We start from the raw sequence: 12,979 nt of genomic DNA, 5'->3' as shown, positions 1-12,979 counted from the left end.
AATGAAATATTTAAATAAAATAACATTAGGACTGATTCTTTGCATGGGGCTTATGACCTCATGTAAAGATGACGATGAAATAGGAATCCCCGGTGGCATTGCAGTCGATAGAGAAGAAATCACAATCGTTGCCGAAGGAGGAACAGAAAAGATTGCTGTTTCATCTAATAGCAATTGGGTGTCAAGTTCATCCCAGCCCTGGATATCCATATCCCCTGCTAATGGTTTGGGTTCGGCGGACTGTAGTTTGGCTATTGATTCTACTTTGTCAGAAAAATCACGTGAAGCACAAATACGTTTTTCTGTAGAGGGACAAGAATCAAAGTCAATCAGAGTTATTCAGTTTGGATATGGTAAACAAATCATATTAAAAGAACCAACTGTAGAAATAGAAAGTTCAGCCAGATATGATGATCGTTATTTCGATGCCGTCATCTCTGCTAATGTCGCTTTCAAAATAGATAGCAATGTAGAATATTCTTTTGAAGGCCTAACAGATGCAGACAATGAAAATGAGCTAGAGAGTGATAGAACAGGATGGATTGAAATGCCTAAAGCTGATGATTTGGAAATAAACCTGGATAGGGGCTATCGTCCACGTACAGTTAAAGTACGTTTTAAATGGAAAGCAAATATAGTTCCTTGTACACGCGTTGCAAAAATCCGTTTATTACCAAAAAATGCGGACGAACAATTAATAGATAATGAAGGTAATCCTACCGGTGAGGTTATTTTAACTGTAAAACAAAAACCAGCTTTGAGAATTACAGATGACCGTGCAGGTGACTCAATCGCTATTCTTGCTATCAATGAAAAAGTTCAAAGCATGATAAATTTTGATAGTAGTGAAAGTATGCTGAATTGGAATTATGTAAAACTTTGGGAAGCGACTGACAAACTTCCTAACGGAGATAAAAATGCTATTGGTCGCGTACGCTCTGTACAATTCATGCTTATCGATTTAAAGGACGGTGAAACACTTCCTAAAGAAGTTCGTCATTTAAAATATCTAGAATCATTCACTATTCAAAGTAATGCAAACTGGCAAATCCGTAACATTTCTTTAGGTGAAGAAATCTGTGAATTGAAGCATCTGAAAGAACTGTCCGTATATGCTTTAGGTTTGGAAAAATTATCTGAAAACTTCATAAAATTAGGTGGTAAAGTAGATGATAGCTATGTCGGTTTGGAAGCATTGAATCTCGCAAGTAACGGTTTCAATCAGTTATCGGATATTACAAATGTGGTAAATCAAGAGAACTTTCCGAATTTAACCGCATTAAGTTTAACCGGATGTCGTCGTGTAGATATAATAAAAGACTTGAGTCAAATTAGTGGAACTAATGAATACAATGGCAAAAAAGTCGGTTTGCATATCAACCTTGATAATCCATCAGACAAGAGTGCATTTATGAAGTTATTGACTTGGGATAGCTTAAGAGAACTATCACTTTCTTATAATTATATTGAAGGAGAGTTACCTGATGATGATTACATAACTAATAATCTGACTATCAAGAGTTATCAAGAAAGTGATTTCTTTACAGAAGACGAACTTAAAGCTGAGCCTTCAATCTATCTTACTAAAATATCTGCAGATACCTGTGGTTGGTTAAAAACAATGAATAAGGAAGTTATTTACCAACATGATGAAAGTTCAACTTCTTGGAAAATAACAGGACAAGATGTTCCACGTGTACTTCCAAACGCTCGTGCATTCTCTTTCAATTTAAATTATCTGACAGGAGCATTACCAAAATGGATATTATTCCATCCTTACTTTGTAGAATGGAGTCCGGAAACTTTCATTTTCGCTCAAGAAGATGAAGCAAAAGACTCAAAATCTCAACCTGTAGGATTCAATAATATAAATAACGTAAAATTTGATTATAAATATTATTACGGTACTACAGGTAATAAGGACGAAGAAGGTGTAGCATATCCATTATACTATAAGAGATATGTAGCCAACTAAAAGCTCCGAAATGAGTATATCATTAACAAGAACAATTTTTAAAAAGAAACAATGAAGAAAAAATTCTTATACGTAGCACTGTTTGCTTTGACACTGGCATCTTGTTCGGATCAGGAAATCATTGAACAACCGTCCACCCCGACCGGGGGAACGGAAGTTCAACTTCCGGCGGATGTCACTTCAGGTGAGTTGCTGATTAAGTTCAAACCTGAAATGACCGACATCCTCGACCAAACAATGACACGTGCCACAAGAAGCGGCGGAGCAATGACCCGCTCAGGAATCCCATCTACCGACGAAGTTCTGGAAATTCTGGGTGGATACCACTTTGAGCGCATCTTCCCTGTAGACCAACAAAACGAAGAACGTACCCGTGCCGCAGGATTACACCTGTGGTATTTGGTGAAATTCGATGAAAATACGGATTTACAGGAAGCAGCCAACCGTCTTTCCAAATTGGGAGAAATTTCTAAAGTACAGGGTAACAGCCGTATCAGACGCGCTTACTCCGGTAATTACCGTACTTATACCAGTGAAGCTGTACTGCAAAAAACAGCAGCTACACGTACACTTAGTACAGCGCCCAATGACCCGGGATTTGTAACCCAATGGAATCTCAATAACGTAGGAGACATTGATTTTGGTAATTCAAATGCCAAATCGGTAACAGGATGTGACGTTAACTGTCTGGAAGCATGGAAAAAATGTACAGGTGACCCTTCCATTATCGTTGCCGTATTGGACGAAGGCGTAATGTATACACATCCCGACCTTGCTGCCAACATGTGGGTTAATGAGAAAGAACAGCTTCGTGCCGGAAAAGATGCTGACGGAAACGGATATAAAGACGACAGATACGGTTATAACTTCGTGAAAAACAGCGGGCTGATATCTTGGACTGATGCCAACGATACCGGTCACGGAACTCACGTAGCCGGTATAATCGCCGCTGTCAATAACAATGGCGAAGGTGTTTCCGGCATAGCCGGTGGAGACGGTACACCAAACTCCGGTGTCAAGCTCATGTCTTGCCAGGTATTCGACGGTGAAGGTGGCGTTACATTGGACGGCGAAGCCAAAGCCATAAAATATGCTGCCGACAATGGTGCCGTTATCTTGCAATGCAGTTGGGGTTACAACTCCGGCGATGCCAATCTGGTAGACGGTTATACACCCGGTCCGGCCACTCAGAAAGAATGGGAAGAAACCTATCCATTGGAAAAAGACGCAATAGATTACTTCCTCAACAATGCCGGCTCTCCTAACGGAGTAATTGACGGTGGTATCGCTGTTTTTGCCTCAGGTAATGAATATGCGGGTATACCGGGTTATCCGGGCGGATATACCAAATGCGTTACTGTAGCTGCCGTAGCTGCTGATTTCACTCCGGCTTCTTATACCAATTATGGTGAGAACGTAGATATCTGTGCCCCAGGCGGTGACACTGAATATCACAATACACCTGCGATGGACGATCCCGAAGAATGGACAGAAATCAATAGGACAAAATCCGGTTCTATCCTTTCTACCTGGATAAAGAACGGTAATGCCACTTACGGCTATATGGACGGTACTTCCATGGCTTGTCCTCACATATCAGGCGTAGCCGCATTAGGCCTGTCGTACGCCGTAAAGCAACGTCGTCATTTCAAAGCGCCTGAGTTTATAGAACTGATGAAGGAATCCGTAAAAGATGTGGACGGCTGGTATCAGAATGTAAAAACAAAGAAATATTACCGCAATCATCTTTCTCCGTCAGGCGGTTCTATCGATGAAATGAATTTGCTGAGCTATATAGGTAAAATGGGTACAGGTTTGACAGATGCCGCCTTACTGCTGAACAATATCGAAGGAAGCGGTTCGGACATGAAAGTACCTAATGTTTATGTAGCCGAAGGCAATAAATCCACTATCAACCTTGCCTACTATTTTGTAAACGGTGAAAACCTGACGTATACCTGTACATCGAGTGATGCAGCCATTGCAACAGTAGCCGTTAACGGTACATTCATGGAAGTATCCGGAGTAAAGACCGGTACTGCCCATATCGCAGTGAAAGTAAGCAACGGAAGCGAACAGACTATTGCCGTTACTGTTCGTAAGAATGCTAATGATAACGGATGGATGTAATTTAGATTACCAATGAAACCAATTACTTGGATACAGTTACTGATATTCTGTACGGGAGTCGGACAATCCCGGGCTTTGACAGCCCAGGATTTCCCTTTCCGTTCACAGGAAAAAATCGATTTGCTGATAAACCCGCCTTTAATGAAGCAGGCGGAACAAATCCTGCGTTTCGATAAAACTGTATTGAATATTGGAACTCTGACTGAGGACGACGCTCCGCAAACGTACCGTTTTACATGCAAGAACATAAGTAAAAAAACACTTACCATTACACGTGTAAGAACCACTTGCGGATGTGCAGTAGCGGATGTACGTACCGGAGATATATTACCGGGTGAGACACGGACAATCTCTCTGACTTATCATCCGAAAAATCACCCCGGAACGATAGATACGAATGCTTTCGTTTATCTGTCTTCCTCGGATAAAACTCCGGTGGCACGCCTGACGCTGGTAGGAAATGTCGTTCCCGGAGCAGATGAGTGGGCACGTTATCCGTATGCGATGGGAAAACTGAGATTGAAACAGAACCAAATGAAATTTAGTGAAGTGGGTGGCGGCAGTCAGTCCTCGGAACGGATTTTATGTGGAAATAGCGGAGACAAGCCGCTACGCCTGTCAGCTCTCATCATCCCTAAATTCGCGACTTTCCGTACGGAACCGGAAGTTATTCAGCCGGGCGGTGAAGCTGATATTGTAGTAACAATCAACGCATCACTGATTCCTACAGAAAAAGGTAAATCGTTTACCTTTCCGATTATCCTTGAAGGAATAGATGCGCGCCCGTCAGACCGGACATTGAATATAAAAGTAAACTGTATTAAGTAACGATAAAAACAAGAAATTCGATATGAAGAATATTTTCAAACTGATGGCTTTATTCGCCTTCCTGTTCTGTCTTACATCCTGTGATGACGACGAACCGGTAATCCCGACTTTGGAAGTTACCCCTGCCAACCTGAACGGTACGTGGGAACTCTCCGAATGGAACGGAGCCCCTTTGGCAGAAGGTACATACTGCTATATAACTTTCAACCGTAAAGAACAAACTTTTGAGATGTATCAGAAGTTCGACAGTATGTATGCCCGTTACATCACCGGAAATTTCAGCATCGAAGTAGACCCTTATCTGGGCTCTATCATCAGCGGTGACTATGATTTCGGTAATGGTGACTGGAACAATAAATATATCGTAACCGACTTATTGGAAAGCGGTTCAATGATTTGGACAGCCAAAGATGACGAAAATGATGTGAACAAATACATTCGTTGCGATAAAGTTCCCGAAGAAATCATTGCGGAAGCAAAGATTGGCGAGGACGAAAACTAAAACTCAAATTTTCATTTTTTTTTCATAAAATTACTCTACAAAATTCATAAGGGGGACGTCTGCGAAGGATATCCCCCTTAACTGTTTTTTATAAGGCATAAATCCGATAAGTTTTATCAATAAGAAACGCTTACCGCTATTCCCGCCTCTTTCACTAATGCCGCAATACGGTCCAATTCCTCGTGTGTAGCTTTTTGCAGGTCATGGTCGGGAGTTTCCCTGTCAATAGTATAAATCATTACCTGGCGGGGAGAAATCTCTTTTACGGCCTCTAACCAGGGCAAAACATACTTATCAGACGTATTATCCATGTCCTTGTCCTGAAAACCGCCTTTCAGGAACATGGTTTGAATAATGCAATTGCCTTTAAAAGCTTTTATCCCCTCGATTATTTCACGCACGGAATAGTGTCCCGCCGGGCGGTCAAGCTCATGGATATAAGCTTCATCCACCGTATCTAATTTCAGAATATTATTATCTATCCTGTTCAAAGCCTCGAACACAGCGGGACGATGAATAAAAGTAGAATTGGTAAGTACGCTCACCTTCGCTTTCGGAAAATATTTATCACGCAGAGCAAGCGTATCCTCTATAATTTCAGGAAAATGCGGATGTGCGGTCGGTTCTCCGTTCCCGGCAAAGGTCAGTACATCGGGAACGGGTCCGTTCTTTTGCATATCCTGCAACCGGGCTTCCAATGCAATACGTACTTCCTCACGCGTAGGCAACGGCTTTTTAGGGCGATGATCGGAGTTAAATCCACATTCACAGTAAATACAGTCGAAACTACACACCTTACCGTCTTCCGGTAGCAGATTGATTCCCAAAGATACTCCCAAACGGCGGGAATGGACAGGACCGAATATGGGAGACGGATAAATAACAGTCATCTTATCTATGATTTATATTAATGCGGCAAATATAGAAAATAAACATATAAATACTTCTAAAAACAGCGCGGTTAAGTAAATATTGAAAATTTTATATCAGATAGTATAAGCTAATTATGCGTATTTACTTATTATTCAAAACTTAATACGGAACTGCATTTGCAAGTCTGTTTTTTTATTCCCCTCTATCAAATCGTTACCGGAACCGATAGTCTTGCGATTTCGGTAAACAGTTTGCCCGAACTTAACGAGAAACATAAAAGTTTTGTTCATATCATAGCGTACATGAGCCGAATAACGAAAACCTTTCCCATAATAAGAAGGAGTATAAAATGTATAAAGCAACCCTTTTTCGGAAGCGTAGATACGGGAATCATAATCATCCGTATAAAAATAAGTACCTTGTGCAGATATAGCCAAAGGAAAACCGGAAAACGTATAAGCACAAGATTGTGTACATTGCCATCCTTGTTTTCCCTCAAAACTATAACCTTTTCCGTCCTGCTGCCGAAAATGATTATAATCAATTGTAATACGATGCATAAAAGCTCCCGACATATAAGTAAGCCTACATCGAAGTTTATGATGATAAACAGGTAATGTAACCTTTCCTCCCGTTTCCGACACGTCCCTCTCCTTTTGTTTGTAACGATAATTAAGATATACGCTCAAATTTCTGCGAGGAGAATAAACCGCCTGAAACATCCCGTCCATTCCTTTTGAGGATTTACTGATACGGTATTTCCACCAGGGAAAAGAAAACAAGTCCAACGAAACGAAAAACGTCCAATGCGCCAAAGGAGTTGCTTCCGTAGCCAGATACCAGCCATTCTCATTCTGAGGCATACTGCCTTCTCCGAATGAACGACCGAAGAAAGACCAATAATCATGTGAATAATAACGGTGAATCAACAATAGTTGATAACCTGTTAATAGTTTATATTTCAATCGGTTCAGCAAAGCATAACCTTGCTTTCCCACCGCCCCCTCTCCTACCCATACCAATTTTCCCGAACGGTATTTATAATCCACACTTAAATTATAAAAATCATTTCCATGCAAATTATATTTTGTATACTTCTTCAAGTCCGGTTCATAAGGGTGATTGAAAAAGTAATAAATACCGGTTATGCCCACCTTCAACTTATTCTTCTCATAAGTCAGATTACCGCCTGTCAATTGCAGGATAAAAGCATTCATCTTATCCGCTTCTTTCTCCGTACGATGCAGTCCTGTTTTATAAATAGAAGCGATTTCCCCGTCTTTTACCACTCCATCCATAGAACGATGTGAATAGAAAGCGGAAAACTCCAAAAAACGAAGAATTTCAACTGTTGCCGCCGCCCCTCGAAAATAATTGTATTCATCCGTAGAACCGTGCTTCCGGATTCCCCCCGTACGATATTCCGACGTAGACATAGAAAAAGTCTTTCCTAACCCGAAATCAGTACCGAGTACCAATCCCTGGCCGAAACTCAACTTATAATTACCCAACGCCAACGATTTCATTCTACCCAAATTTTTGAACAGACAATAAAAAGAATAGTAGTCATACCCTTTTTTATCCTGCAGAGCAAAGAACGGCTCTCCCGCATCCTTCTCTCCCACTATTCCCGCTTGCAAATAATCTCCGTAACGAAAACCATAACGCAACGAATGATAAACGGCAGGTCCCAAATAGTTTTTCTCATATCCTTTACGGGTATAGAAAGGAACATCCATACGTGTCAGCACTTCCTGTTTACCGTATTTCAATATCGTCTTTAAAGAAGGGTAACGGGAAGCGTCTTCAACCACTTTTACGCAAACAAAAGGCAACAGCAATTCAATGGTTTGCTTATCCATTGTTTTCACCATCTGCAGTTCATAAATAGTCTGCATCTGTCCGTGTATATACACATATGCCAGAATATTTTCTATTTGAATTTCCGTCAGAAAAGGAAACTCTTCCAATTGCCGTTTAGTGGCAACATTGATATTAACCGGTTCTTGCAAGCGGTTGGAAAGTTCTTCCAACTCATCTTCCCAATTTTTCTCTTCTTCATCCATAGAAAGCTGTTCCAGATTTTCTTCCCACAGAGAGACAGTTGCGTTTTGAGCTACAAGCATAGGAGTTATTAACAGCATACTTATAAAAACTCCTACCTTGATTATTGTCATTGATAATAGGGTATTCCAAATTTACGGACAGCGAAGTTACCTTAAATTAGTTAATTGAACAAGGAAAAACGGAAGCAATGCAACAACATTACACAGAATGGTGTACTTTTGCGACATGAACATACGGCTTAATATAGTAATACTCATTGTGTTTCTCTCATTGGGAAGCCTGACCTGCCATGCCCAGCGACAACCCAAAACCGATATGTCCGGAAGTATCTACCTCACCCCCATGTGCATTTATAACGGCGATACGATTCCATACGTAAAACTTCCTACCGTCTATATATTCAAACCGCTTAAGTTCAAAAACAAGCGTGAAATGGCAAAGTACTATAAACTCATCCGTGATGTAAAAAAAGTATTGCCCATTTCCAAAGAAATCAACCGTGCCATCATTGAAACCTACGAATATCTGCAAACCATCCCTACCGAAAAAGAACGGCAAAAGCATTTGAAAGCTGTGGAGAAAGGGTTGAAAGAACAATATACCCCCCGCATGAAAAAACTGTCTTTTGCTCAGGGAAAGCTGTTGATAAAGTTGGTAGACCGGCAAACCAATTCAACTTCTTATGAACTGGTCAAAGCGTTTATGGGACCTTTCAAAGCCGGATTCTATCAAACCTTTGCCGCATTGTTCGGAGCCAGCCTGAAAAAACAATATGACCCTACGGGAGATGATGCTCTCACCGAAAGGGTTATCCTGATGGTAGAGAACGGACAACTGTAAACCCGGTTCATATCATGTTGATAACGTTGTTAGCAACGTAAACAAGTAAGAGTATAAACTAATAAAAATCAATTAGATAATTCTGTTAATAATCAAAGCATATATCTGTTGATTACAATATACTTTTAGGCACCCTCTTGATTCTTATTTCAGTTTATTGAATAAATCCCAAATAACGATACCTGCCGTAACCGATACATTCAAAGAATGCTTCGTGCCGTATTGCGGAATTTCAATACAACCGTGAGAATGGTCGATAACTTCCTGTTGAACACCTTTCACCTCATTCCCCATTACTATGGCATATTTCCCGATTCTATCCAAAGTCAACTCATTCAGCATAATACTACCTTCCGCCTGTTCCACGGAATAAACCGTATATCCTTCATTCCTGAGGTTATCAACAGCTTCAACAGCGTTATCAACATATTTCCAGTCAACGGTAAATTCGGCTCCCAAAGCCGTTTTATGCATTTCAGGATGGGGTGGAACAGCCGTTATACCGCACAGATAGATACATTCAATACGAAAAGCATCCGAAGTGCGGAATACGGAACCTATATTATGCAAACTGCGAATATTATCCAATACAACTACCAACGGCAATTTCTCCGCTTCCTTAAACTCCTCTGTACTAATACGATTGAGTTCGGTTATTTTCAGTTTTCTATTCATGCTCATATGCTTTATGTCAATCTGTGTAATATGTAATAACTCACACTGCGCAAAGATACTTCTTTCCGTTCACATCCCTGTTAATAACCGTTGAAAAGGTGTCAATAGTGTATGGAAAGATTTTTAGAAATAATACTTGCATTATTCAAAGTAACGCATATCAGATAGGCATAACGAACAAACCAAAAAAGTTAAGCTGAATTTTCAAAGGCTGTATAAACACATTTTTAAGTCCTATTTCACTGATTAATCTCTCTAAAGTTATTAACTTTGCAGTTTATCAACAAGATGTTAATGAAGTGAAGTGATGAGAGAGTAGGGGGCTTATTATCAATAGATATAACTTTGATTTCTTACGTTAATAACCTTAGGATAAAATTTTATCTGATACTAATAACTTCATGGGCAAGAAAAATCATATTAATTTGTCCACACTATTAACAGCCTATCATTACTATCAAAGGATTTTTAAAGAAAGAAGAGAAATAAAAATTATTATTATGAATAATCTGATAGAAGCTATCAAGCAGCTGAAGAAAGAGAAGAATGCGGTCATTCTGGGGCACTACTACCAGAAGGGTGAGATACAGGACATAGCCGACTACGTTGGAGACAGTCTGGCTTTGGCGCAGTGGGCGGCAAAAACGGAAGCCGACATTATTGTGATGTGCGGCGTCCACTTCATGGGTGAGACGGCAAAGGTGCTTTGTCCCGGCAAAAAGGTATTGGTGCCCGATATGGCGGCAGGTTGTTCGCTTGCCGACAGCTGTCCGGCAGATAAATTTGCACAGTTTGTCAAGGAGCATCCCGGATACACGGTTATATCTTATGTGAATACGACAGCTGCCGTAAAGGCTGTTACAGACGTAGTGGTAACGTCCACCAACGCCAAGCAAATCGTTGAAAGCTTCCCCAAAGATGAGAAAATAATATTCGGTCCCGATAGAAACTTAGGAAATTATATTAACTCCGTCACCGGTAGAGACATGTTGTTATGGGACGGTGCATGCCATGTACACGAACAATTCTCGGTTGAAAAGATTGTTGAATTAAAGCAGCAGTATCCCGGTGCAATAGTACTGGCTCATCCCGAATGTAAGAGTACGGTTTTGAGACTGGCGGATGTAGTGGGTTCTACGGCAGCTTTATTGAAGTATGCGATTGCTCATCCCGAAAAGGAATATATCGTTGCTACGGAATCCGGTATTCTGCACGAGATGCAAAAGAAGTGTCCGCAGACTAAGTTTATTCCGGCTCCGCCCAATGATAGCACTTGCGCTTGCAATGAATGTAACTTCATGCGGCTAAACACATTGGAAAAACTCTATAATTGCTTAAAAGACGAGTCTCCCGAAATCAAGGTAGATGCTGAAATCGCAGAAAAAGCAGTGAAACCAATCAAGAAGATGTTGGAAATTTCCGCAAAACTGGGATTGTAGATTGAGACTATAATTATAATTAATTATATCCCTTATATCAGGCATAATTATATTATTCAAAGATATCTGTCATTCAGAGCGAAGCGAAGAATCCACTCTCTCTTATATCTCAATGTATATAATATAAAGAAGGAATTCTTCGCTTCGCTCTGAATGGCGGATACTGTTTACTTTGAAAGAAAATTGCAAAGTTTATTCGTAGCCAGTGCCCGATGGCTGATTTTATTTTTCAATTCATTACCCATTTCGGCATACGTTTGCGTATATCCTTCGGGAATAAAAACAGGATCGTATCCGAAACCGGAAGTACCGTGCCTGTGCTTCGTTATTTCGCCTTTTACGATACCTTCGAACAGATGTTCCTTTCCATTGATGATAAGGGCGAAAACGGTACGGAATTGTGCCTTACGGTTCTCTATGCCTTCCATGTCCTGCAATAATTTCTTCATATTGGCTTCCGAATTGTGCGCGTCACCGGCATAACGTGCGGAATATACTCCCGGAGCTCCGTTCAGCGCTTCCACCTCCAAACCGGTATCATCGGCAAAACAATCCAGCTGATAATTTTCAAAGATATATCTTGCTTTCAGCAAGGCATTTCCTTCAAGTGTATCTGCAGTTTCAGGAATATCTGCGTGACAATTGATGTCTTTCATGCTAAGAAGCTCTATTTTATTTCCTAAAATGGCAGTTACTTCTTCCAACTTATGAGCATTGTTGGTTGCAAATACAAATTTCTTTTTCATTTTCCTTTCAATTTATCGAAACCTTCTCCATACACACCGATAACGGAACTTTGAGAGATAAAAGCATTCGGATCGATGTCCTTAACCAGGCGGAATATCTCGACAGACTGACGTTTGTATGCCAATACAACCAATACTTTCACATTACGTTTGCTGTACCAGCCTATACCGTCGAGCACTGTCACACCCCGGTGGGTCTCTTTGGTGATACGGTCGGCAATCTTTTCATAATCTTTGGAAAAGATAAAGAATTGCACCGACTGTCGTGCGCCGTTAACGATGTAATCCAATACGATACCAATGACAAACAGCGTTACAAAACCAAAAATAACCCGTCTCCAGTCATTGAATATAAAATAGCAGGAGCTGATGATAATCACGTCGCAAGCCATAATCATACGGCCTAAGGTAACATCACGGTATTTGTGGATGATGGCGGCGATAATATCCGTACCGCCCGTACTTCCGTTGCAGTTGAATACTACACCCAGGCCGACACCGCACATGGCGGCACCTATCAGACAAGCCATGAAGTCCTGTCCGGGTCCGAGAATTTGCGGTGGCACTCCATCCGGTCCGTTTACCAACATTTGAAAGAACCATAGGAAAAAAGTCAGTCCGAAGATGGCGAATGTGGTCTTGATACTGAATTTCGGTCCTAAAATCTTAATGGCAAACGTCATTAAGACCGCATTGATGATGAAATACGACCATTGGATGGGAAATCCCGTGGCATAATAGATGATGGCTCCGATACCTGTGGTACCACCGGTCGTAATCTGATAGGGGATAAGGAACGCAGCCCATCCCATAGCGTAAGAAATCAGTCCGAAAGTGATGAAAATATAGTCTTTCAACTCTCTCATCACTTCCGTTTTGGTTGGTTTTGTAATCTGCATATTTG

Annotated in this window: 11 protein-coding genes; 6 read left to right on the top strand and 5 right to left on the bottom strand. The window is 40.9% G+C overall.

Translation table 11 applies throughout. The features are described 5' to 3' along the window. The first annotated feature begins 1 nt into the window (after position 1). Genes BHV73_RS10045 through BHV73_RS10030 form a run of 4 tightly spaced genes read left to right on the top strand, consistent with a single transcriptional unit; the run spans position 2 to position 5,435 of the window. A complete protein-coding gene (locus BHV73_RS10045) occupies positions 2-1,975 on the top strand; it encodes a BACON domain-containing protein (RefSeq protein WP_286738185.1) in 1,974 nt (657 codons plus the stop codon). Between the two features lie 51 nt (positions 1,976-2,026). Further along, on the top strand, positions 2,027-4,105 hold the full coding sequence (locus BHV73_RS10040; protein ID WP_022218612.1) for a S8 family serine peptidase: 2,079 nt from the start codon (positions 2,027-2,029) through the stop codon (positions 4,103-4,105). Between the two features lie 12 nt (positions 4,106-4,117). Further along, positions 4,118-4,933, top strand: a complete 816-nt coding sequence (locus BHV73_RS10035; RefSeq protein ID WP_286738182.1) for a DUF1573 domain-containing protein — start codon at positions 4,118-4,120, stop codon at positions 4,931-4,933. 22 nt (positions 4,934-4,955) lie between these two features. Next, positions 4,956-5,435, top strand: coding sequence for a lipocalin-like domain-containing protein (locus tag BHV73_RS10030; protein ID WP_087412207.1), 480 nt, complete (start codon positions 4,956-4,958; stop codon positions 5,433-5,435). Between the two features lie 116 nt (positions 5,436-5,551). Here BHV73_RS10030 and BHV73_RS10025 read toward each other — a convergent pair whose 3' ends face one another. Continuing rightward, complete coding sequence (locus tag BHV73_RS10025) at positions 5,552-6,325, bottom strand: radical SAM protein (RefSeq protein WP_087412208.1); 774 nt, start codon at positions 6,323-6,325, stop codon at positions 5,552-5,554. Positions 6,326-6,460: 135 nt separating this feature from the next. After that, positions 6,461-8,485: a helix-hairpin-helix domain-containing protein gene (locus BHV73_RS10020; protein WP_087412209.1), complete on the bottom strand. Its 2,025-nt coding sequence runs from the start codon at positions 8,483-8,485 to the stop codon at positions 6,461-6,463. Positions 8,486-8,582: 97 nt separating this feature from the next. Between BHV73_RS10020 and BHV73_RS10015 the strand changes: the two genes are divergently transcribed. Then, entirely contained in the window at positions 8,583-9,215 is a 633-nt protein-coding gene (locus BHV73_RS10015; RefSeq protein ID WP_022218607.1) for a DUF4294 domain-containing protein, read from the top strand. A 144-nt stretch (positions 9,216-9,359) separates the two neighbouring features. Here the strand turns inward: BHV73_RS10015 and BHV73_RS10010 are convergent, their stop codons facing one another. After that, the gene (locus tag BHV73_RS10010; protein ID WP_022218606.1) at positions 9,360-9,890 is read right to left on the bottom strand and encodes an RNA methyltransferase; all 531 of its coding nucleotides are present in this window, start codon (positions 9,888-9,890) and stop codon (positions 9,360-9,362) included. Between the two features lie 500 nt (positions 9,891-10,390). Here BHV73_RS10010 and nadA point away from each other — a divergent pair, with 500 nt between their 5' ends. Continuing rightward, positions 10,391-11,329 (top strand): quinolinate synthase NadA, encoded by a 939-nt coding sequence (gene nadA, locus BHV73_RS10005; RefSeq protein WP_022218605.1) that lies wholly within the window; start codon positions 10,391-10,393, stop codon positions 11,327-11,329. 167 nt (positions 11,330-11,496) lie between these two features. Here the strand turns inward: nadA and BHV73_RS10000 are convergent, their stop codons facing one another. Further along, on the bottom strand, positions 11,497-12,075 hold the full coding sequence (locus tag BHV73_RS10000) for a non-canonical purine NTP diphosphatase (protein ID WP_022218604.1): 579 nt from the start codon (positions 12,073-12,075) through the stop codon (positions 11,497-11,499). Then, positions 12,072-12,974 (bottom strand): YitT family protein, encoded by a 903-nt coding sequence (locus BHV73_RS09995; protein WP_009121976.1) that lies wholly within the window; start codon positions 12,972-12,974, stop codon positions 12,072-12,074. Before BHV73_RS09995 ends, BHV73_RS10000 begins: the two co-directional genes overlap by 4 nt. Positions 12,975-12,979 lie beyond the last annotated feature (5 nt).

The sequence above is a fragment of the Bacteroides sp. 44_46 genome, from assembly GCF_001915465.1.
Lineage (GTDB): Bacteria > Bacteroidota > Bacteroidia > Bacteroidales > Bacteroidaceae > Bacteroides > Bacteroides clarus.
The sequence above is the reverse complement of the archived record's forward strand: the minus strand, read 5'-3'. Positions and strand labels throughout refer to the sequence as shown.